The 23,531-nt window shown below is 33.3% G+C and carries 24 protein-coding genes; 10 read left to right on the forward strand and 14 right to left on the reverse strand.

Going from position 1 to position 23,531, the window contains the following annotated elements; genetic code table 11:
- Positions 1 to 41: 41 nt before the first annotated feature.
- The 12 genes from LBP67_07275 to pta form a co-directional block, all read right to left on the reverse strand.
- On the reverse strand, positions 42 to 701 hold the full coding sequence (locus tag LBP67_07275; protein ID MDR2084778.1) for an ABC transporter ATP-binding protein: 660 nt from the start codon (positions 699 to 701) through the stop codon (positions 42 to 44).
- A 97-nt stretch (positions 702 to 798) separates the two neighbouring features.
- Positions 799 to 2,046: an HlyD family efflux transporter periplasmic adaptor subunit gene (locus LBP67_07280; GenBank protein ID MDR2084779.1), complete on the reverse strand. Its 1,248-nt coding sequence runs from the start codon at positions 2,044 to 2,046 to the stop codon at positions 799 to 801.
- 211 nt (positions 2,047 to 2,257) lie between these two features.
- Complete coding sequence (locus LBP67_07285; GenBank protein ID MDR2084780.1) at positions 2,258 to 3,187, reverse strand: CPBP family intramembrane metalloprotease; 930 nt, start codon at positions 3,185 to 3,187, stop codon at positions 2,258 to 2,260.
- A gap of 31 nt (positions 3,188 to 3,218) precedes the next feature.
- Positions 3,219 to 3,671, reverse strand: a complete 453-nt coding sequence (gene dtd, locus LBP67_07290; protein ID MDR2084781.1) for a D-tyrosyl-tRNA(Tyr) deacylase — start codon at positions 3,669 to 3,671, stop codon at positions 3,219 to 3,221.
- A gap of 2 nt (positions 3,672 to 3,673) precedes the next feature.
- The gene (rsgA, locus tag LBP67_07295; protein ID MDR2084782.1) at positions 3,674 to 4,612 is read right to left on the reverse strand and encodes a ribosome small subunit-dependent GTPase A; all 939 of its coding nucleotides are present in this window, start codon (positions 4,610 to 4,612) and stop codon (positions 3,674 to 3,676) included.
- 2 nt (positions 4,613 to 4,614) lie between these two features.
- Positions 4,615 to 6,930, reverse strand: coding sequence for a TonB-dependent receptor (locus LBP67_07300; protein ID MDR2084783.1), 2,316 nt, complete (start codon positions 6,928 to 6,930; stop codon positions 4,615 to 4,617).
- Between the two features lie 180 nt (positions 6,931 to 7,110).
- Positions 7,111 to 7,485, reverse strand: coding sequence for a RidA family protein (locus tag LBP67_07305; GenBank protein ID MDR2084784.1), 375 nt, complete (start codon positions 7,483 to 7,485; stop codon positions 7,111 to 7,113).
- A gap of 2 nt (positions 7,486 to 7,487) precedes the next feature.
- Complete coding sequence (gene rpmF, locus LBP67_07310) at positions 7,488 to 7,673, reverse strand: 50S ribosomal protein L32 (protein ID MDR2084785.1); 186 nt, start codon at positions 7,671 to 7,673, stop codon at positions 7,488 to 7,490.
- A 30-nt stretch (positions 7,674 to 7,703) separates the two neighbouring features.
- A complete protein-coding gene (locus LBP67_07315; protein ID MDR2084786.1) occupies positions 7,704 to 8,213 on the reverse strand; it encodes a DUF177 domain-containing protein in 510 nt (169 codons plus the stop codon).
- A 65-nt stretch (positions 8,214 to 8,278) separates the two neighbouring features.
- Positions 8,279 to 9,505, reverse strand: coding sequence for an ornithine--oxo-acid transaminase (gene rocD, locus LBP67_07320; protein ID MDR2084787.1), 1,227 nt, complete (start codon positions 9,503 to 9,505; stop codon positions 8,279 to 8,281).
- 121 nt (positions 9,506 to 9,626) lie between these two features.
- Positions 9,627 to 10,826 carry an acetate kinase gene (locus tag LBP67_07325; GenBank protein ID MDR2084788.1) on the reverse strand — a complete coding sequence of 400 codons (1,200 nt, stop codon included), beginning with the start codon at positions 10,824 to 10,826 and terminating at the stop codon, positions 9,627 to 9,629.
- A 21-nt stretch (positions 10,827 to 10,847) separates the two neighbouring features.
- Entirely contained in the window at positions 10,848 to 11,843 is a 996-nt protein-coding gene (gene pta / locus LBP67_07330) for a phosphate acetyltransferase (GenBank protein MDR2084789.1), read from the reverse strand.
- A gap of 99 nt (positions 11,844 to 11,942) precedes the next feature.
- Here pta and LBP67_07335 point away from each other — a divergent pair, with 99 nt between their 5' ends.
- The 10 genes from LBP67_07335 to LBP67_07380 all read left to right on the forward strand — a co-directional run bounded on the left by LBP67_07335 (position 11,943) and on the right by LBP67_07380 (position 20,707).
- Positions 11,943 to 12,650: a DUF4271 domain-containing protein gene (locus LBP67_07335; GenBank protein ID MDR2084790.1), complete on the forward strand. Its 708-nt coding sequence runs from the start codon at positions 11,943 to 11,945 to the stop codon at positions 12,648 to 12,650.
- A 31-nt stretch (positions 12,651 to 12,681) separates the two neighbouring features.
- Entirely contained in the window at positions 12,682 to 13,425 is a 744-nt protein-coding gene (locus LBP67_07340; GenBank protein ID MDR2084791.1) for a uroporphyrinogen-III synthase, read from the forward strand.
- Positions 13,426 to 13,445: 20 nt separating this feature from the next.
- A complete protein-coding gene (locus LBP67_07345) occupies positions 13,446 to 13,850 on the forward strand; it encodes a ribonuclease P protein component (GenBank protein ID MDR2084792.1) in 405 nt (134 codons plus the stop codon).
- 32 nt (positions 13,851 to 13,882) lie between these two features.
- Entirely contained in the window at positions 13,883 to 14,101 is a 219-nt protein-coding gene (gene yidD / locus LBP67_07350) for a membrane protein insertion efficiency factor YidD (protein MDR2084793.1), read from the forward strand.
- A 28-nt stretch (positions 14,102 to 14,129) separates the two neighbouring features.
- The gene (locus LBP67_07355; protein ID MDR2084794.1) at positions 14,130 to 15,773 is read left to right on the forward strand and encodes a S41 family peptidase; all 1,644 of its coding nucleotides are present in this window, start codon (positions 14,130 to 14,132) and stop codon (positions 15,771 to 15,773) included.
- A 94-nt stretch (positions 15,774 to 15,867) separates the two neighbouring features.
- Positions 15,868 to 17,409, forward strand: coding sequence for an O-antigen ligase family protein (locus LBP67_07360; GenBank protein ID MDR2084795.1), 1,542 nt, complete (start codon positions 15,868 to 15,870; stop codon positions 17,407 to 17,409).
- 37 nt (positions 17,410 to 17,446) lie between these two features.
- Positions 17,447 to 17,938, forward strand: coding sequence for a cytidine deaminase (locus tag LBP67_07365; protein ID MDR2084796.1), 492 nt, complete (start codon positions 17,447 to 17,449; stop codon positions 17,936 to 17,938).
- Positions 17,939 to 17,953: 15 nt separating this feature from the next.
- Positions 17,954 to 18,826 carry a nucleoside phosphorylase gene (locus LBP67_07370; GenBank protein MDR2084797.1) on the forward strand — a complete coding sequence of 291 codons (873 nt, stop codon included), beginning with the start codon at positions 17,954 to 17,956 and terminating at the stop codon, positions 18,824 to 18,826.
- 5 nt (positions 18,827 to 18,831) lie between these two features.
- Positions 18,832 to 20,061: an insulinase family protein gene (locus tag LBP67_07375; GenBank protein ID MDR2084798.1), complete on the forward strand. Its 1,230-nt coding sequence runs from the start codon at positions 18,832 to 18,834 to the stop codon at positions 20,059 to 20,061.
- Entirely contained in the window at positions 20,054 to 20,707 is a 654-nt protein-coding gene (locus LBP67_07380; protein MDR2084799.1) for an O-methyltransferase, read from the forward strand. The genes LBP67_07375 and LBP67_07380 overlap by 8 nt, the downstream gene beginning before the upstream one ends.
- Here the strand turns inward: LBP67_07380 and LBP67_07385 are convergent.
- Both LBP67_07385 and recG read right to left on the reverse strand, forming a co-directional pair.
- Positions 20,690 to 21,367: an RluA family pseudouridine synthase gene (locus LBP67_07385; GenBank protein ID MDR2084800.1), complete on the reverse strand. Its 678-nt coding sequence runs from the start codon at positions 21,365 to 21,367 to the stop codon at positions 20,690 to 20,692. The two genes, LBP67_07380 and LBP67_07385, sit on opposite strands and share 18 nt — an antisense overlap.
- A 44-nt stretch (positions 21,368 to 21,411) precedes the next feature.
- On the reverse strand, positions 21,412 to 23,511 hold the full coding sequence (gene recG / locus LBP67_07390) for an ATP-dependent DNA helicase RecG (GenBank protein ID MDR2084801.1): 2,100 nt from the start codon (positions 23,509 to 23,511) through the stop codon (positions 21,412 to 21,414).
- Between the last annotated feature and the right edge of the window lie 20 nt (positions 23,512 to 23,531).

A 23,531-nucleotide genomic window follows, 5' to 3' on the forward strand; every position in this document is an offset into this window, starting at 1 on the left:
CGGCTTTATCGGTTTTTCCATTTTTAATTTTTTATTCTCAATTATTCAATCCGTCTTCCATCAAAAAACCTTATTATTCTCTTCGTGGTTTTGGCGATATGTTCATCATGGGTAACCATGACGATTGTTGCGCCTTCTCTATTTAGTTCGTGGAGCAGTTCGATAATTTCCGAACCCATTTTACTATCCAAGTTTCCCGTAGGTTCATCGGCAAGGATTATTTTCGGATTGCCGATTAATGCTCTGGCGATAGCAACTCTCTGACTTTGCCCGCCGGAAAGTTGAGACGGAAAATGATGCATCCGATGTGATAATCCTACACGTGCCAGAACTTCTTTGGCTTTTTCGGTACGATTTCTTACATGTTTACGATAAAGTAAGGGAAGCTCAACATTATCAAGAATATTTAAGGAATTAACGAGATGAAAACTTTGAAATACGAATCCCAATGTTTTATTACGAAACTCCGCCAATTCGGCATCCTTCATATTATCGGTAATGGTATCATTGATGCAAACCTTTCCGGATGTCGGTTCATCGAGCAATCCGGTGATGTTCAACAAAGTACTTTTCCCGCATCCTGAAGGACCCATAATTGAGATAAACTCGCCCGCATCAACTTCAAGATTAACATTCTCTAATGCTAATGTTTCTACTTCTTTTGTCCGGTAGATCTTTGAAATACTTTCTAATTTGATAATAGACATAATATTTTATTTATTTGTTACTACTTAGGTTGTTTTGTTGTTAAAAAATAAGGTTATTTATATTTTATCAGTTTTATCCATTTTATCATTCTTAATTTTTAACTTTCACCGTTTGTTTGTTTTTATAATTATTCATATCCGATATTATAATATGTTCGCCTTCACTTAGGCCGTTGATAACTTCGACATACTCGAAACTACACTCTCCGAGATTAACTTTTCGTTTTTCGGCAACATTTCCATTTATAATCCACATATCATAAACTCCCTTCCCTACATAATACGAACCGTTAGGAATCCTTAATACATCTTCCTTAATGCCGTAGTTAACATAGACATCGGTTTTTAATCCGCTTCGTAGCTTGGGGTTTCCGGCATCATTTAAAATAACTGCAAAAGATATTGTTCCGTTTTTAACCGAAGGAGTTATATTAACGGCAGTTCCTTCGAGCAAGAGCAATCCGGTTTTTACAAATACTTTCGATCCTACACTTATTTTATCGGCATAGCTTCCCGGAATTTCCGCATCAATTTTAAAGCGACTAAGATCCGAAACGATAGCGACCTGCTCACCGACATTCACTTGCGATCCGATATTATTATTGACAAAAGTCAGCGTGGCATTTTGCGGAGATAAGATTCGAGAATCTTTCAACAATCTTTCGCTTTCAGTAAGAGATTTTTCGAAAATACTGAGCTCGAGTTGTTGTACCCTTAATTCGGCTTCAGTATTTGCTTTCTGATTTTCAATTTGTTGTTTTAATTGTTCGAATTCCAACTTAGCAACTTCATAACTTAAAGATGCTTGTCTCACTTTATCCATAGTACTGGCACCGATGCTGTCCAAATACTTTTCATTTTGCAACTCCGTATATAATTGGCGCAATTGCATTTCCTTTACATTTTGTTGCATTTTCAATTCCGACAACAGGTTATCGGAATTAAGTTTATATTGCGCAAGTTTACTTCTTTTTATTTCTCTTTCATCCAACTTCTGATTAAAGTCCGTTTCAACCGAAGACAGTTCCAAAAGTAATATAGGTTCGCCAACACTAAGCAAATCGCCGGGATTTTTATAAACCTCTAAAATTCTCGAATTTATCGGCGATACAATAATCTCTTCGATAAGCGGAATAACCTTTCCTGTAGCATTAACAGTAATTTCAATATTTCCCTTATCAACTTCCTTTACAATAATATTTTTCATTGAAACAGAGCCTTGCATCAGTTTCATTAATATGATGAAAGCAACTACAACGGCAATAATTATAGAAGAATATTTCAGTATTTTCTTGGTATTTTCTCTTTGTTTTTCTTTTTTAGAAATAATTCTATCCATATTAAAAAAATTTGACAAAGGGAAAACAAACTTTATGCCGAAAGCATAAACCGCTCATTGACAGCAATAAACTTATTTATAAACTGTCCGGTTTCGGACAAATTGTACGGAAATGAAAGGAAAAAGGAGAAGAGAGAAAAAGATATTCTCGAAGATAAAATCTATAAAATCGAATAAAAGTCAAAACTTTTACAATTAAACTTCCACATATCTATTCTTCATTAGCCTTAATTCGTTTATTCATAATTGATAAGTTCCAATTATATTTTTTATAAAAAATGAATATTATTATTATCCAAATAATAATCTCTTCAAGGTAACTTAATGGAATGTTAATACTTTGCATATTAAAAAGAGCCGGAGAAGCTAATGTTGATTCATCAAATGTAACTATTGTAGATGCAAAGAAATTATTAGCTGTGTGAATACCAATTGCCAATTCAATACCATCATCTAAAACAGAAATTAGTCCTAACATAAGTCCGAAAATAACATAATTTGGCATCATTATCCAAAATCCATACTCTGTAACTTCATTATTTCCTAAATGCATTAAGCCGAAGATTACACCCGGGATAATTACTGCCAACCACCTGTTTTTAGTCCATGCAGCAACGCCTTGAGTAAGATACCCCCTGAACAAAAACTCTTCACAAGTAGCTTGTATAGGAATAAAAATAGCGGAAATGATAAATAAAGGAATAAAAGTTTTTATATCGAAATGAAATACAAAATTATCCGGATTAATTGCATAAGAAATTCCATAATCGATTAAAAATAATAAAAACCAGATTCCGAAAGCAAAGAAAGCGCGATTCCATCTAACTTTTTTTGTTCCGTTTACTGTTTCGGCAAAAGAACGGGAATGCAATAATTTTATAAATAAAATACTGCCAAAAAGAGCAAATACAAAGGGAATAAGCATTATCAACAAACCCATATTCTGAGAAACACCAAGTATTGAGAAATCAAGACTTACCATAAATTCCTGAATAATCTCGGGAGTAAATGAATACCTCTTATTCAAAATTAAAAGTATAGGCATCATACCTACAACACTTACAATAAAGAAACCAATTGCAACTACAATATATTTCCAAAATGCATTACTTTTATCTAAGGCTCTTTCTAAGAAATTCATAATCACTATTCTAAATTATTATATATATTTTTTATGTTTTATTTTTCGAATCAATAATAATAGTAACAGGGCCATCATTGATTAGGAAAACTTTCATATCCGCACCGAATATCCCTGTTTGTACGGGCTTAGAAAGTTGACTTTCCAGAAGTTTGGTAAATTCATCGTAAAGCGGTATTGCTATTTCCGGATTTGCTGCATAGATATATGACGGGCGATTTCCTTTCTTTGTAGATGCATGAAGTGTAAATTGACTAATCAATAAAATTTCTCCGTCAATATCTCCGACTGATAAATTCATTACATTATTTTCATCGGGAAAGATTCTTAGGCGAGTTATCTTTCCTGCCATCCATTCTAAATCTTCTCTATTATCCTCATTTTCAAATCCGACAAGAATCATCAATCCGGTTTTTATTGCGCCGAATATTTTTCCTTCAATTGTCACATTCGCCTCACTAACCCTTTGTATTACAACTTTCATATTTAATCGTAATTATTCTTATTAAGGTAATCATCTGATATAATACTCAAATAACTATTGTATCTTTCCTCCGGTATCAAACCTTCTTCGACTGCTTCTTTAACCGCACATCCCGGTTCATTGGTATGAGTACAATTATTAAACCTGCATTCGTGTTGAAATTTTCGTATTTCAGGAAATCTTTCGGCAATTTCAATTTTATCCATATCGGCAAGCCCGAATTCCTTAATACCCGGAGTATCTATAATATAACCGCCTATCGGCAGTTTATACATAGTTGCAAAAGTTGTAGTATGTTTTCCTTTTTCATGGTATTGAGAAATATCTCCGATTTTAATATCCGATTCGGGTATGATAGTATTAATAAGTGCCGATTTTCCTACACCAGAGTGCCCGGTAATCAAACTCACTTTATCTTTCAATAAATTTCTAAATTCTTCTAAACCTATATTTTTAACGGCGGAAGTAACAATAACCTTATAACCGGCATTTTCATAAATATACATCAACTCTGCAAGGCGTTCCAAATCATTATCATCATACAAATCAAGTTTATTAAAAACAATAACCGATGGTATATGATAAGCTTCGGCAGTTGTAAGAATTCTGTCTATAAATCCTGTTGATGTCCGCGGTTGCTTAATTGTTGCTATAATTATACAATAATCTATATTTGCAGCAATAATTTGTTCTGATTTAGAAAGGTTTGTAGATTTTCTTATGATATAATTATTTCTCGGAAATATTTTTGTAATAATACCAACATTATCATTATCAACAAAATCAAATTGCACCTTATCTCCTACTGCAACCGGATTGGTAGTTTTTATTCCTGAGGTTTTAAACTTTCCCTTAATTTTACAGTTAACTATGTTTCCCGAAGGAGTTTCGACCAGATACCAACTTCCGGTAGATTTAATAACTATACCTTCATTATTCATAATTAGAATGTGAGATTCAATCCTAAACTCGGTAATATCGGTAATTGATCTACACGTTCACCTGTAAGCCTGTCAACATAAAAAACATTAGCTCTATTATAAACATTTGTAACGCTTATTGAAACAGCTAATTTCACATTTTTACCCAAGAAAAAGGTTTTTTTGGCATCAATATCTAATCTATGGTATTGAGGTAATTTGCCCGCATTTATTTTCTCATCATAAATAATTCCTATTTCGCCATTGCCGGTCAGATAGTTGTAATAAATATCATCAATCATAAGCATTTCATAATATCCTGCCGAAAGGGTAAACGGGAATCCGCTGCCGTAATTCCATCTGATACTAAAATCCCAATCATATTTTTTTCCGGCCGAATATGTTGCAAGAATATTTACATTATGTCTTCTGTCATAGTGCGTTGGATAAGTTTGCTGTTCATCATATCTATCAACAAAACCCAAAGAATATACTGCCCAAAGATAAATTCTCTTGTATTCATATTTAGCAGATATATCAAATCCCTTAGCAGTACCCGATTCAATTATATAATTTTGTCTCAGACGTTCGGGTTTATCGGCAAATTCAGGAGTATTATTATATACTTTATCCCTATTGATATTAGTAAGTTGCGAGAAATTTTTAAAATAACCTTCTATATTTATTGTAAGATGATTTATCGGGTCATATTCCACACCTAAAACAACATGTTGGGCCTTTTGCAAATCGCTGGTAACCTCTTTGCCGTTAAATTTGCTTGGGATATCAGTCGGCGTAGATAAAAATCCGTAAAACAAATTTACGACATCTCTATCAGAAGAAGCACTCATAAGATTCTGGGAGTATAATCCTGCCGATGCTTTGATTCTCCATTTACTATTGATATTATATTTCACAGCCAGACGGGGTTCCGGACTAAATTCACCGTAAGAAGCATAATAATAAAATCTAAATCCGGGTTCAATGACCCAATTACCGGGAGAAAAACGACCGGTTATAAAACCGCCTATCTCGGTTGAGAAATCCTCAGTCGATGTTGTCACATTATTAGATCGTCTGAATTCGTAATGCGTATCTTGGCCTGTCACATCCAATCCGTATTTTAATTGATGTTTACCATAAAAATACGTCATTGAAAGGTTAATATTAAAACCTCCTATTTTACTATAGCGCGGCAAACTATCTAAAGTATTCATACTGCTGCTATATTCCGAATAAGATATACCACCTTCAAGTAGAGCCGTAGTTTTTCCGGGAATAATAACAAAATTCATTCCGGCTCCATAAGAATCCCAATCATAACTAGCTACACCTCTGTAATTATCAACTTTATCATCGTATCTAAAACCAAAAAAATTGATTTTACTTCCGTTATCTAATCCTAAAGATAATTTTCCATATAAATCCAAAAATGAGAAAGGCAAACCTGAATCATCAGCGCAAGCATACTTATAAAAAACTTCATCAGTATAATTTAAATAAGAAGTTTTTGCCGACAAGATATAGGTAAGTGAAACAGGACTATTATCCTTAGCTTTAACAATAGGACCTTCCAACATAACTTTTGCTCCGAACGTACTTGCTTCAACACTACCGCTATGGCGTCTTTTATTTCCATCACGAGTTCTAATATCCATAACCGAAGATATTCTACCTCCATACTCGGCACCGAAACCGCCGGAATAAACATCAATGTTTCTAATAATATCCGTATCGAAAACAGAAAATAAACCTATAGAATGAAAGGGGTTATAAATAACCATCCCGTCCATTAACACTTTATTTTGAACCGGAGAACCGCCGCGAATATATAATTGTCCACCTTGGTCGCCAGTGAAAATAACTCCGGGTAAAACTTGTAAATATTGAGCTAAATCCGCTTGCCCGCCAATAGTTGGAATTTTTTCAATTTGTTTTGGAGTAACATTAACAACAGCAGTTTTTACTTCAGTTCTACGTGTTTGTACTTCAGCCGAGACTTGAAATGCTTCTAATTCATAAATAGTTTCTTTTACATAAAGTTTTGTATCCTTAAATTCTCCTGCCTTAAGTTTTATATCCATTCTTAAACTATCGTAACCTATAGAAGTAATCATAAGAGTATAATCTCCCGGCGGAACATTAGATATAATAAAATAGCCGTTGAGGTCAGTAGCAGCACCAAGTGTAGTTTTATGTAAATAAACATTTGTGAAAATAACCGGCTCACCGGTTGTTTCTTCATAAACAAACCCTCTAACCGTTGCATTTTGGGAAACAAGAATATTTATTAAGGAAAAAAACAGGGTAAAAAGTATTAAAAGCCTGACTTTATACATAAATTTAACATTTTATAACTTGCAAAGATAACATATTCTTTGATAAAAAGAAATTGAGAGTAGAGTTTTTATTTTAATATTCGACGAACATGAAAGTAGAAAATAAAAATGAAAAAGCGTCACAAAATTCAGATTACTCTAAATTAGGGACGCTTTTCAACAATATGAATATGAAAGTTATTATTTTACCGCTATAGCTTCAATTTCAACTAAAACACCCAGCGGTAATTTTACTACTCCGTAAGCTGCTCTCGCAGGCGGTTCTTTTGTAAAGTATTGTGCATAAACGGTATTAAATGCTTGGAAATTTTCCATATCGCTTAACAAGCAAGTACATTTTACTACATGGTCTAAAGTATAACCTGCTGCGGATAATATTGCAATGAGATTATCCAGAACCTGTTTAGTTTGCTCAACAATATCTCCTGGAATTGAACCGTCAATTGGATTAACGGGTATTTGTCCCGAAACGAACAACATGTTATTTACTTCTACAGCCTGACTGTAAGGACCGATAGCTTTAGGTGCACTTGTAGTGTTTATGACCTTTTTCATCTTTATTTCTTGCCTTCAATTACCATCTTACCTTTGTAGTATAAATCACCGTCAACCATATATGCTCTATGATATTGGTGTACTTCGCCGGTAGTTTTACATACTGCTAATTGTGGTACTTCTGCATGATGATGAGATCTTCTTTTATCTCTTCTTGCTGAAGAGACCTTTCTCTTGGGATGTGCCATATCTTTATTTCTTTATATATTAATACTTTACTAATTTTTCAATTTATTTAATGCTTCCCAACGCGGGTCTATTTTTTCTTCATTATTAGAAGTTAAATAAGCCAATTGAGTTGCATTACAAGTGCTTTCGCCGTTTTCATTACTAGGATGAATTTTTTTCATCGGAAGACTTAAAACAATAATATCAAAAATATGATTAGACAAATTTATTTCAATATCATCTTTTGAGATATGAATTATATTATCATTATCGGAATCATTATTATTTTCACCTTCTTTTATGAAAAGTGTTTCGTTTGAATCTATCGGAATTGTTAAAGAATCTAAGCATCTGTCGCATTCAACTTCAACCGAGCCTTTAATATTCATAATTAGAGTCAAAATCCCTACATCCTTAATTAAATCAATTTTAATTTTTAAGTTACAATTGATAAAATCATAATAATCAAACTTTTCAAAGAACTCTTTATCTATTTCGAAATCAAAACTATGACTTCCAATATCAAGATCGTTAAATCGTATAATAATTTCTTCACTCATATCGGTAAGTCATAATTAGAATCGGGTTGCAAAGATAATATTATTTTTTAATTTATCAAGACAGATTAGTTAAAAAATTCAATCGACTTTTTAATAATTGTAATAGCCTCTCTAAGTTGCTCTTCAGTAATAACCAAAGGGGGAGCGAAACGGATAATATGTTGGTGAGTCGGTTTCGCCAAAACGCCGTTTTCAGCCATTTTCACACAAACATCCCATGCTTCTTTTCCGTTTTTCGGTTTAATGATAATTGCATTCAACAAACCTTTACCACGAACAAGTTCAATCATATCAGATTTGAAATTTCTCATTTCATCTCTAAATATTTTTCCAAGATATTCGGCGCGTTCAGCAAGTTTTTCATCTTTAACAACTTCCAAAGCAGCGGTAGCAACTTTACATGCAACCGGATTTCCTCCGAAAGTAGAACCATGTTCACCGGGTTTAATACAAAGCATAATATCATCATCTGCTAAAACAGCAGATACCGGCATTGCTCCGCCTGAAAGCGCTTTACCTAAAATAAGAACATCAGGACGAACATTTTCATGGTCACAAGCTAAAAGTTTACCTGTTCTTGCAATACCTGTTTGAACTTCATCGGCAATAAAAAGAACATTATGTTTTTTACAAAGGTCATAAGCTTTCTTTAAATAACCTTCATCGGGAACGTAAACACCGGCTTCTCCTTGAATAGGTTCAAGAATAAAAGCGGCTATTTCTTTAGAATCTTTTTCCAATGCTTTTTCAAGAGCTGTTAAATCATTATAAGGTATTTTGATAAATCCGGGAGTAAACGGACCGTAATCGGAATAAGCATCAGGATCTGTTGACATAGAAACAATAGTAATTGTTCTCCCGTGAAAATTTTCATTGCAGCAAATGATTTTAGCTTTATCCTGAGGAATACCTTTTTTCTTGTAACCCCATTTTCTTGCAAGTTTAAGAGCAGTCTCATCGGCTTCGGCACCTGTATTCATAGCTAAAACTTTATCGTAACCGAAATATTCGGTAATAAATTTTTCAAACGGACCTAAGCAGTTGTTATAGAATGCTCTTGATGTCAATGTAAGTGTATCACATTGTTCTTTCATGGCATTAATAATCTTCGGATGGCAGTGCCCTTGATTTACTGCTGAATAAGCTGAAAGAAAGTCGAAATATTCTTTACCTTCAACATCCCATACTTTTGCACCTGAGCCTTTTGCAAGCACAACCGGCAACGGATGATAATTATGTGCACCATATTTATCTTCCATTTCAATTAAAACTTCTGATTTACTTTTTGTCATGATTTAAAATATTTTTATAAATGTTTATAATGAATTTATTAAAAAGATAAAATCACAAACGGAATACAGCATGGTTAAATGCTTATATTCCGCTTATAATGTTTAAATATTTATTGTTTAATTAAATTTTTTCGAATGTATCTCGAGCTATAACCAACTCTTCGTTTGTTTCTATAACTATAACTTTAACTTTAGAATTGTCTTTAGATAATATTTGAGTTTTGCCCCTACTTCTAAGATTAAGCTCAAAGTCGAAATTGATTCCGAGGAATTCCATATCTTTCATGATTCTGCCTCTGGTAACCATATCGTTTTCACCGATTCCACCTGCAAATACGATAAGATCAACTCCACCCATTGCCGCTGCATAGGCACCGATATATTTTTTCACTCTATAAGCAAACATTTCGAGAGCAAGCAGACATCTTTGATTTCCGTTTTCGGCAGCAATTTCAACATCCCTCATATCCGAAGATAATCCCGAAATACCTAAAACACCGCATTTCTTATTAACAAAAGTATTGATGTCTTTAAGACTAAATCCTTCAAAATCCGCAATTGCAAGAACAGCACCTATGTCAAGATCGCCGCAACGAGTTCCCATCATCACACCTTCAACAGGTGTCAAACCCATTGATGTATCCATAGATTTACCGTTTTTTATAGCGGCAACCGAACTACCGTTACCAAGATGACAGGTAATAATCTTACTGTTATTATAATCAACATCTGTTAGTTCCGCGCCGTAAGCAGATATATATTTATGACTCGTTCCATGAAAACCGTATCTGCGAATTCCGTGTTTTTCATACATTTCATAAGGCACAGCATACAGGTATGAGTAATCCGGCATTGTTTGATGGAAAGCCGTATCAAAAACTCCTACTTGCAAAACATCAGGTAAAACGGCCTGCATTGCTTTTATACCTTCCAAATTCGGCGGATTATGTAACGGTGCCAATGGAATACAATCTTCCAAAGCTTTAATAACCTCATCATTAATTACAACGCTCCCGTTAAATTTTTCTCCGGCATGCACAACCCTATGTCCTACGGCTCCTATCTCATCAATAGATTTTAGAGAACCTATTTTAGAATCCACCAACAATTCGAAAATTGAGTCGAGACCAACTTTATGGCTTGGAATTGCTTTACGAACTATTTCTTTATCAACACCGATCTTTTCGTGTTTGATAAAAGAGTCGTCAAAACCGATTTTTTCTACAATACCTTTTGCAAGTACTTCTTCGCTCGGCATATCAAAAAGTTGATATTTGATTGACGAACTGCCACAATTTAAAACTAAAATTTTTATTTTCATATTTGTGTTATTAATTAAAATTTATTTAGATTGATTTGCCGTAATAGCCACGAGATTAACGATATCGCTTACAGAGCAACCTCTAGATAGGTCGTTGATAGGAGCTGCCATTCCCTGTAAAATAGGACCTATTGCTTCTGCTCCCGCAAGTCTCTGAACAAGTTTATAAGCTATATTCCCAACTTCAAGAGTCGGAAATATCAAAACATTAGCATTACCGGCGACATTACTTCCGGGAGCTTTGCTTTTTCCTACAGATTCAACAATTGCCGCATCTGCCTGAAGTTCACCGTCAATTATCAAATCAGGGTTCATTTCTTTTGCAATTCTTGTAGCTTCCACAACTTTATCAACCATTTCGTGTTTTGCACTTCCTTTTGTTGAGAAACTTAACATTGCAACCCTCGGCTCAATTCCTACAATATCTTTTGCTGTTTTTGCGGTACAAACTGCTATTTGAGCCAGTTCTGCGGCTGTTGGGTTCGGATGAACGGCGCAATCCGCGAACACTAAAAGATTTGACGGAACATACGGATTATCTTGTAATATCATTATAAATGCACCCGAAACTACCGAAACGCCGGGTAAAGTTTTTACTATTTGAAATGCGGGACGTAAAACATTGCCCGTAGCATTTAAAGCACCTGCAACCTCACCGTCAGCATCACCATTCTTAATCATAAGCACACCTAAATACAATGGATCTTCCACTAACTTTGCAGCTTCATCCATAGTTAAACCCTTGCTTTTTCTTATCTCATAAAGCAGATTGGTATATATTTCTTTTTTATCATGATTCTTCGGATCAACAATAGTAGCTTTCGAAATATTCTTCAAGGAAAATTTATCTGCCAATCCAATAATTTCATCCCTATTTCCTATTAGAATCGGCCGTGCCAAATTTTGCTCTATTATTTCGTCTGCGGCTTTAATCGTACGTTCCTCATTACCTTCCGGAAGAACAATACGTTTCGAAAGTTTTGATGCACTTTCTTTTATCTGATTTAATAAATCCATATAAATGATAATAAATTTCGATTGCAAATTTAGGTAATTTTTTAATAATTTTGTTTCTTTGCACAATAAATTATAACTTTTTTAATATTAGTATAAATAGTGTTGCAACATACTGACATCGAATACAATACATTGACTCCCGTTCAAAATGATTTCTTTTTTATAGAAAATCATGAAATATTTCCGAGCATATTATTATTTGTTGCGCTAATACTTTTCAGCATAATAATTTTCTTTTTCAGGAGAAAAACATTTAACGCGTTGAAAGCAATGGGAAATTCTTCGGGAATGAATATTTTATTACGCGACGGACCCTTTTTAAACGAAACAATTGCTCTGTTTATGTTTCTTTTATATGCGTGTTCATGCTCATTATTTTATTATGAATTTCTCAATTATAAAAACATAACGGTCCTGGGCTTAAGCGGCAATTCGCTATTTGCTTGCGTTGCATTGGTTGTAATTCTTTTACCTTTTCTGAAATTAATTATTTGTATATATCTGGCTGCAATCATGAAAATTAAGAGATCTATGCACCAAATGCTTGTAATATCAACATTATTTAATTTTTCGGCAGGAGTAATTTTAATTCCGATTCTGTTTGTTGTTATGTATTCGGGCTTTAAGTTCTTTTTTAATATTGGCCTTTGTATTATACTGATTAACTACACTTTATGTTTTTTTAGAATTTTAATTGTCGGTTTCTCTGATAAAAAACTTTCAAATATTTATTTTATTATCTATCTTTGCACGTTGAAAATTCTTCCTGTTGCAAGTATCGCTATTTTCGCAGCAAGAGGTTATTAAACAGTTGATTAGACAATAAATAACACTAATAATGAAAGTGAAAAATATTTTATTTTCTCAGCCAAGACCGGCAGAGATTGAAAAATCTCCCTATTATAATCTCATAAAAAAATTTAATGTTAACTGTGACTTTGAGCAATTCATAAAAATTGAAGGAATATCCGCAAGGGAATTCCGACTTGAAAAAATTTATTTTCAGGAATACGGAGCGGTTATTCTTACAAGTAGAAATGCAATAGACCATCTTTTTAGAATGGCAAAGGAGTTAAGATATGAAATGCCTGATTCTATGCGCTATTTCTGCAATTCAGAATCAACAGCATTCTATTTGCAAAGGTACATTCAATACAGAAAAAGAAAAGTATTTCACGGTAAACAAACTATTGACGATTTAATGGAGCTTATTTTAAAACATAAAGATGAGAAATTTTTGATCCCTTGTTCTGATGTACATAAAAATGAGCTTTCAGATAAACTTGATCAATATAAAATCAGCTACAGAAAGGCAGTTGTTTACAAAACCGTTTCCAAGGATATTACTCATCTAAACTTATCACAATATGAAATGATTGTGCTTTTTACTCCATCGGGAGTAAAATCTTTATTTGAGAACTTTCCTGATTTCAAACAAGGTGATACATTATTCGGGGCATTCGGAGCAAGTACAATTACCGCTCTCAAAGAAGCAAATATTCGTATTGATGTGCAAGCTCCGACACCAAAAACACCTTCAATGACAATGGCTATTGAGGAATATCTTCAAACACTGAAATAATTTCTAAAATAATACCCGCTATGTTTACAAGACGCAAATTTCCGAAAAGCGAAAGATTGCGTAATGAAATTCTTATTGCCTCTCTATTTAAGCAGGGTAAAAGGTTTTATTATGGCGGATTTGTGTTTATAAAATTATTATGCGATAATACCTTTGATGACAATATTAATTCCGGTAAACATTCTAATATTCAGTTTTTTGTAGGTGTTAGAAAAAAGGATTTCAAACATGCAGTTAAAAGAAATAAGATTAGACGATTAATTAAGGAATCCTACAGAAATAATAAGAGTTTACTGGAAAATTATCCTATTCCCGACAAAAAAATATTACTTTTGGGAGTTCTTTACGTTGGAAAGACAATTCCTTCGTATCAAGAATGTGCAAACAACATGTCTTCCTTCATTAAAAATAATATATTGAAATAAGATTTCGTTGTAATTTAATTGAGAAGTTCTTAATGAAAATCATTTCTAAAATATTAATAGGTATAATCAGGTTTTACCAAATGTCTATTTCGCCTTATTTACCATCGACATGCAGATATCAACCCACATGCTCGCAATATGGTATTGAAGCAATCAGGAAACACGGGCCGTTCAAAGGTTCGTGGTTAACATTTAAAAGAATTTTATCATGCAATCCTTGGGGCGGCAGCGGTTACGACCCTGTACCTTAACTCGATATCACTAAAAACAAAAAAATAAATGAAAAAATTATTATCATTATTTACAGCACTAATAATAAGTATTTCTGCTTTCAGTCAAAGTAGCGAATTTGAAATTTCCAAAAATTTGGAAACTTTTTCTTCGGTTTATAAAACTTTGTTTGAAAATTATGTTGACGATATAAATACTGGGGAACTAATGCGAATAGGCATTGACGCCATGCTGGAATCATTGGATCCGTACACAGAATTCAAATCGGAATCCGAAGTTGAAGATTTCAGATTCATGGCAACAGGTCAGTATGGCGGAATAGGCTCTTTAATTCAACAACAAGAAAATAAAGTAATTATCAGCGAGCCTTATAAAGATTCGCCTGCTGATAAAGCCGGACTTAAGGCCGGAGATATTATTATAAAGATAGACAGTAAGGATGTAAGCGGAAAGAGTTCATCGGATATTAGCGAACTGCTGAAAGGTGAACCCGGAACAAAATTAACCGTTACTGTAGAAAGATTCAATCAAAAGAAACCTGTTGAAATTTCTTTAACGCGGGAAAAAATTAATGTACCGAATATTCCTTATTACGAAATAAAAAATAACTCTATCGGTTATATTTATTTGAATTCATTTACGAATGATGCTTCCAAAGATTTTATTAATGCATATAATGAATTAAAGAAAGAAGCAAAGTTAACGGGATTAATTATTGATTTGCGTAATAATGGAGGCGGTTTACTTCCCGAAGCAGTAAAAATAATGAATATGTTTGTTCCTGCCGGTGAACTAATAGTAAACACAAAAGGCCGTGTTGCCTCAAAAAATTCAATTCACAAAACAACAACAAACCCGATAGATACCGATATTCCTATTGTTGTTCTGGTTAACGGAACAAGTGCCTCTGCAAGTGAAATTTTAGCAGGAGCTATGCAAGATCTCGACAGGGGCGTAATTATTGGAGACCGTACTTTCGGAAAAGGATTGGTCCAAAATATTTTACCCACAGCTTTCAATTCGCAAATGAAAATTACTGTTGCCAAATATTATATTCCAAGCGGCAGGTGCGTTCAAGCAATTGATTATTCGCACAAAGACGAATCGGGAAAATGGACTAAGTTACCGGATTCTTTAATGACTAAATTTCATACCCGTAACGGCAGAGTCGTTTGGGACGGCGCAGGAATTCAGCCGGATATTCAAATTGATCATGAAATGCTATCCGAAGTTACGGCAAATCTAATCATTAAGAATCACATCTTTAATTTCGCAACCCAATATTATTATAATCATCAAAATGATATTATTGACCCGAAAACTTTTCAAATAACAGATGATATTTGGTCACAATTTATTAATTATCTCAGTGAAAAAGATTTTACATATACTTCAACTGCTGAAAAGCAATTTGAAAAACTTGAGACCGTGCTGAAAGAAGAGAATTATTATGATGATTTGAAAAAGCAGATGGATGAGTTATCCCGAGGAATTAGTATTCAAAAAGATAGTGATTTAGCAAACAGCAGAGAACAGATTTCATATTATCTCGGATCCGAAATAGCGTCAAGATATCACTATTCACTAGGGAGATTGCTTTTTTCACAACATTCCGACGAAGATGTTGAAGCAGCATTGGAATTATTGAATGACAAGGAAAAATATAACAAAACATTAGCTCCGCCTAAATAATTTAAGCTTAATGCAAAATAAAATATCTTTATATAATATATTGGAGTATATTTTACTAATATTTCCAATTGCAATAGTTTTTTCAAATTTCTTGATGACTGTTGCCGATATTTTATTAGTTGCTATAGGCATTGTTTATGCCGTAAAATTTTTTAAAGAAAATAAAAACATCAATTTTAAAACTTTTATAAAAGGCCGTAAAGCCCAAATTGTTTTTTTAGGAATTTATGCTATATGTTTATTAGGGTTAATTAATACTTCAAATTTATCCTTCGGTTTAAAAGACTTGAACATTAAATTACCTTTATTGTTTTTTCCATTAGTCTTCTTATTTCTTCCCGAAATAAAAAACTCTACAATTAAAAAAATCATTACGATTCATTGTTTTGCGTTGATTATCGCATCGTTGGTGGTTTTATACAATACCATATTCTCAGAATTAGCAAACTTTCGGAATTTCTTTCCATACATATCACATATAAGGTTATCATTAAATTATTGCGCATCAATATATTTCCTTTTATACAATTTTTTCACTGAAAAAAATCTCAAGACAAAACAAAAAGTAGTAATCATTTTCATTGTCGCATGGTTTATCACAATTTTATGTATTATGAAATCTGCCACAGGAATATCAATAATTGTATTACTATTCTGTTTCATTGTTTTATCCCGCAATTTCTTTAAAACATTATCAAAGAAATTGAGAAATATAACTATTATAACTTTAGTAAGTGTGATTTTAATTTGTATTGGATTTTTTGCATTTTCTTATATAAAATACTACAAAATAAGCTCTTACGAATTGGATAATTTGCCTAAATATACTATCAATGGAAATGAATACTCTAATGATATTTCAAAAGGAATAATTGAGGAAGGAGATAATTATCGTATTTTGATTTGTGAAAAAGAAATGCGTAAAGAATGGAATAGCAGAAGTAATATTGCTTATGACTCAATAGTTAACGGGACTTCGCTAAAATCAACTTTGATAAGATATTTAAATTCGCTTGATTATACGAAAGACAGCCTCGGAGTTTGGAAATTAACGGAAGAACAAATTCATGATGTAGAACATGGATATGCAAATTATTATTATAAAAATAATATCGGTTTTTATTCCAGAATGAGTATGTTTTTCTTTAGTTATGAAACATACAAAAAAACAGGAAATCCTTCCGGCAGCACATTGTTTCAACGATTATATTTTTGGAAAGCCGGATTGATTCTGGTGAAAGAATATCCATTATTCGGTGTCGGGACAGGCGATGTTAGAGATGAACTCAATAAAGTTTATATTGAGAATTTTCCCGAGTTAAAATCTAATTATTACTATAGTACTCATAATCAATATTTGTATTTTGCCATTGCAAACGGATTAATCGGATTGATTATTTTTGTTTTTTGTCTGATATATCCGGGCGTTATCAAAAATAAAGCCAATGATTATTATTGGAGATTCTTTCTAATACTCATTATGCTTTCAATGCTTACGGAAGATACTTTAAGTACGCAGGCCGGAATAACTTTGTTTGTGTTCTTTTATTTTGTCTTTCTTTTTAGGGAAAAAAACGAAAAGCCCGAAAACACAAAGATTGAGGTAGAAGATGAACAATCATATAATAATGTGTGATATAACATAAATGTGTTTAAACTTTAAACAAAATATTATGATACATAAAGAATTAACTACAAAATATATTGAATACGACAATATTAACCAATTACCGGAAGACGAACAATTGTTAGTAAAAAAGGCAATTGAAGCACTTGATACATCTTATGCTCCATATTCACAATTCAAAGTCGGTGCGGCAATTAAACTCAGTTCGGGGAATATTATTATCGGCAGCAATCAGGAGAACTCCGTTTCTCCTTTGTGCTTGTGTGCTGAAAGAGTAGCAATTTTTACTACAAAAGTTGCTTATCCTGATGATATCATAGAAAAAATAGCAATCACAGCATTTACAGATAATTTTGAAATTGAAGAACCCGTTGCTCCCTGCGGATCATGCCGGCAAGTTATGGTAGAAACAGTAAACAGGCAAAACGGAAAAGAATTTAAAATAATTCTTCATTCTTCAAATGGCAAAATCATGGCTTTCAATTCAATTAACGATATGCTTCCCTTTAGTTTCAATGAAGGACGACTTCAAAAATAAATAAACATAATTATCATGGACACTAAAAAAAATTCAGAACTTGTAACAAATGCAACCGGTGGTGTTTATCATCTCAATCTACATAGCAATGAAATAGCAGATAACATCATACTTGTTGGTGACCCTGGAAGAGTAAAAAAAGTTTCCAGCTATTTTGATAAGGTTGAAGTACACAAAGAAAACAGAGAAATTATTACAGAAACAGGTTATTACAGAGGTGTGCCCATTTCCGTTATTTCAACAGGTATGGGAACCGATAATATTGATATTGTTGTTAATGAATTGGATGTACTTGCAAATTTTAACTTGGAAAGTAAAACCGAAAAAAAGGATAAGAAAACTCTCAATTTGATTAGAATAGGAACTTGCGGCGCACTCCGTAGTGATATTCCGCTCAATACTCCAATTATTAGCCGCTATACGATAGGATTAGACGGGTTGTTATATTTTTACGACACCCCTACTCATGTTTTAAATCCCGATTTGGCAGATAAATTTTCAGAATTTACAAACTGGAATAAAAATTTGCCTAAGATTTACGGATGTAAGTCATCGGAATCCCTTGACATCAAGTTCGATGAAAAATTTTTACGCGGAATAACCATTACCGCACCCGGATTTTACGGTCCTCAAGGAAGAAACATCCGCTTGCCGCTTAAGTATCCGGAACTAAATTCTAAAATGGGAAATTTCGAATATAAAAACTGTAAAGTAAGCAATATGGAAATGGAATCTTCGGCATTATATGGTTTGGGGCAATCACTCGGACATAATACTATTACCATATGTATTGCTATTGCAAATCGCGCTAACGGCGAATTTATTTCCGATTACAGTAAAGGAATGGAAAATTTAATCACTTCGGTACTAAACTCATTAACAGAATAAACTTTATGATAGTTTGTACCGACAACAATATCCGTTATATACATATCCCGACCAATTCTCAAATTTCGCATCTCGGTATTCTTGTGAATTCCGGAACAAGAGACGAAAACAATGATGAATTTGGAGCAGCGCATTTGATAGAACATCTTCTTTTCAAAGGAACCAAAACTAAGTCTTCAAGAATTATTTCTCAAAAATTTGACAATATCGGTGCGGATATTAATGCTTATACAACAAAAGAAGAAACTTGTTTCCACGTATCTTTTCTTTCGGAATATTATCCGAGAATGATGGAATTGCTATCCGATATGCTTTTCAATTCATCTTTTCCGAATAAAGAAGTTGAGAATGAGATAAATGTCATCAAGGAGGAAATTGCATCTTATCACGATTCTCCTTCCGAATTAATTTTCGATGAATTTGAAGACGCCTTATTTGAAAATCACAGTATCGGTCACAATATACTAGGAAATATCGATTCGCTAAATGCTTTCAATAAAAATCAATCAAAGATTCCCAATTTCTATTCAAGAAATTATTCAAACGAAAATATAATAATTTGGTCGTCGGGAAATATTTCCGAAAAAAAATTCAACTCATTATTCCTAAAGCATTTCGGAAATTCGACATTACAAAACGAAGGCAATAATAGAACTGCTCCAAAACCTATTCGGAAATTCGAAATAAAAAAACAAAGACATGACATTCAATGTCATTCTATAATCGGCGGAAGAGCATTCTCTTACCACGATAATCATCGTGTAGCGTTCACACTTCTCAACAATTATTTAGGAGGTCAGGCCATGTCTGCAAAACTGAATTATATCTTGAGAGAAAAATACGGTCTGGTTTATCATGTTGAGTCGTCGTATATTCCGTATCAAGATACCGGCACTTTCAATATATTTTATGAATGTGATAAAAATAATCATGAAAAGATCAGTTCCATCATTTATAAAGAATTGGAAAAATGTGTAAAGAATAAATTTTCAACCGGCACATTAAACACGGCAAAGAAGCAATTAAAAGGAAATATTGCTGTTTTAAGTGATTCAAAACTCGCAGAGATTTTAACATTTGCCAAATCACTATCGTCATATAATAAGATTGAAACTTTAGAACAAAGTTTTCAAAAAATTGATGCGATTACCGCGGAAGAAGTTTTAAATGTTGCAAATATTGTTTTCGATAAAGATAATTTATCTCAATTAACTTATTTTCCTATTGATGAATGAATTTGATAAAGATTATTACGAAAGCATAATTGAATATGCAGAGAAATACAGCGGAGAAGAAAATGAACTGCTGAAAAGATTAGACAGGGAAACAAATCTTAAAACTTTGTACCCCCGCATGATGTCGGGACATTTACAAGGACAATTTTTAAAACTGATTACAAAAATGATAAACCCCACGAATATTCTGGAAATAGGAACATTTACAGGTTATTCAACACTATGTTTTGCGGAGGCCTTATCAGATAAAGGCAAAATTTACACTATAGAAGCAAATCCCGAATGGCAATATATTTCCGAGAAATATTTCAAAGAGTCGCCATTTGGAGATAAAATTAAAATAATTAATGGTAATGCAGCAGAGATAATCCCGCAATTGGATATTGATTTCGAACTTGCATTTATTGATGCTGATAAGCAAAGTAATAAAATTTATTATGACCTATTGCTTGAAAAAATGAAATCTGGAAGTTATATTCTGATAGATAATGTTTTGTGGAGTGGGAAAATTCTCGACTTAGCTAAGAATAAAGATAAAGACACTCAAATTATTCATGAATTTAATGAATATGTTAATAATGATAATCGAGTGGAAAATATTTTACTACCTTTCCGCGACGGACTAAGCTTAGTACGAATCAATTAATTTACTAATACTTTCCGGTAACGGAGCAATAATTAACATTTCCGTATCTTTTACAGGATGTTTAAAAATCAGTTTATGAGCATGTAAACTTATAGATCCATCCGGATTTGATCTTGGTGCCCCGTATTTTAAATCGCCTTTGATTACTGCGCCTACCGAGGCTAATTGCACTCTAATTTGGTGATGCCTTCCCGTCAAAAGCTCTATCTCAACCAGATGGTATCTCTCTGTACTTTTTACATATTGATAATTCAATTCCGCTTCTTGGGCATTTTTAACGGAACTATCTACAATATAAGATTTATTCTGCTTCTCATTTTTCAAGAGAAAGTTTTTCAGATTTCCGGCCGGCGGATTTGGTTTCGAACAAGTAAGAGCAATATAATATTTATGAAAATCACGTGATTTGATTATTGTGCCCATTCTCGCAGCGGCTTTACCTGTTTTAGCAAAAATTACCGCACCGCTGACAGGTCTGTCTATTCTATGTACAGCGGTCAAATAAACATTTCCGGGTTTATTATACTTCTCTTTAAGATAACTTTTAAGTTCTTCTATCATAGAAATATCACCTGTTTTATCAGATTGCACAATCTCACCGGAGAGTTTATTAATCACAATAAGGTGATTATCTTCATATAAAATTCTATCAGCTATCATAAAAATTAAAACGAGAAAAATAATTTAATATTATACTAATTATTTTAAGAAATATTACTCCAAATATTTTTTGCATATGTTTGCTGTTCCAGATATTGACGAGTTGGAGAATTCTTTATGTTTTGAAGTTGCGGATCATTTTCCAAGATTTCAAAAGCTTCGTCGCGGGCGGCTTGCAAGATTGCTTCATCCTGAGCAATATCTGCAATCTTTAAATCAAGAATTCCACTTTGACGTGTACCGTGCAAGTCTCCGGGACCGCGTAAACGCATATCGGCTTCCGCAATAACAAAACCGTCATTACTTGAAACCATTGTTGCTATCCGATTTTTTCCTTCTTGAGAAACTTTCTCACCTGTGGTAAGAATACAATACGATTGAGCCGCACCTCTTCCGACACGTCCGCGCAGTTGGTGTAATTGCGACAATCCGAAACGCTCTGCATTCTCTACTACCATTACCGAAGCATTCGGAACATCAACACCAACTTCAATTACAGTAGTTGCAATTAATATCTGTGTTTCATGTTTAACAAAACGATTCATTTCAATCTCTTGATGTTCCGGTTTTTGTTGTCCGTGCACAATTGAAATCTGATATTCGGGAATTGGAAATTCTCTGGATAATCTCTCGAAACCATCCATTAAATCGCGCAAATCTAACTTATTAGATTCATAAATCAAAGGAAAAACAAAATACACCTGTTGTCCTTTTGCTATTTGATCCTTAAGAAAATAAATCAATCTTAATCTTTCATGTTGAGGCAGATAAATCGTTTTTACAGCCTTTCTCCCGGGAGGTAATTCATCAATAACAGAATAATCAAGGTCGCCGTAAACAGTCATTGCTAAAGTTCGCGGAATAGGAGTTGCCGTCATTACCAAAATATGCGGCGGTGGATTATTCTTACTCCACATTTTTGCTCTTTGCGCAACTCCGAAACGGTGCTGCTCGTCAATAACAACAAATCCGAGGTTGTAAAATTCAACATAGTCCTCGATAAGAATGTGGGTTCCAATAATTATATCTATCTTTCCCGATTTCAATTCCTCAAGGATAAGATTTTTTTCTTTTTGCTTAGTATTTCCGGTAAAGAGTTTTACATTTAAACCCAAACCTTCAGTCATTTTAGAAATAGTTTTGAAATGCTGATTAGCAAGTATTTCCGTTGGAGCCATAAATGCAGCCTGAAATTTATTTTCAACGGCAATAATCATACTCATAAGAGCAACAAGGGTCTTTCCGCTTCCGACATCGCCTTGTAAAAGGCGGTTCATCTGCTTGCCCTTCTTGAAATCGTTGCGAATTTCTTTTACAACTTTTTTCTGCGCGCCCGTTAATTCGAATTGAATATTATTATGATAGAAGGTATTGAATAAATCCCCTACTTTATCGAAAATAAACCCTTTTGTTATTGTCGATTTTCTTATTTTCGATGTGATGATATTCATTTGCAAAAAGAATAATTCTTCGAATTTCAATCTCCTGTTGCTTTCTTGAATATCATTTTCCGATGTCGGAAAATGTATTTTGTAAAGAGCTTCTTTACGAGAAATTAATTTATATTTTTGAAGTGTTTCCGCAGGAAGATTTTCATTAAGCGAATTATAAATCTTTTCAAAAAGGTTTTCCATAATTTTCGAAAGGCCTTTTGAATTAAGTCCGGCGTTTTTCATCCTTTCCGTACTTCGATAAACGGGATGAAATCTGAGTTTGGCGGTTTGTTGATATTCGCTTATGGTTTCTATTTCTGGATGAGAAATATTATAGCTTCCCAGAAAATTTGCCGGTTTTCCGAAAATAATATATTCGACATTGGGTTTTAATTTATCTTTTATCCATCTAATTCCTTTAAACCAGACCAAAGTAATAATTCCTGTTTTATCTCTGAACTTAGCTTCAAGGCGAATATTTCGTCCCACACCTATAGTTTCAAGAGCAACAATATATCCTCTAAGCTGTATTTCCTGAGTGTTATCATCAATCTCGGCAATAGTATTTATCTTCCTCTTATCAATATACCTGAAAGGGAAATAAGTCATTAAATGAGAAAAGGTGTAAATCTGCAATTCATTCCGAAGTATTTCGGCTTTTGCTGGACCTACACCTTTTATATACTCTATCGATGTATCTAGGATATTCAAAACTACATCATGTCAAGGTT

The sequence above is a fragment of the Bacteroidales bacterium genome, assembly GCA_031276035.1.
In the GTDB taxonomy this organism is placed as follows: domain Bacteria; phylum Bacteroidota; class Bacteroidia; order Bacteroidales; family BM520; genus RGIG7150.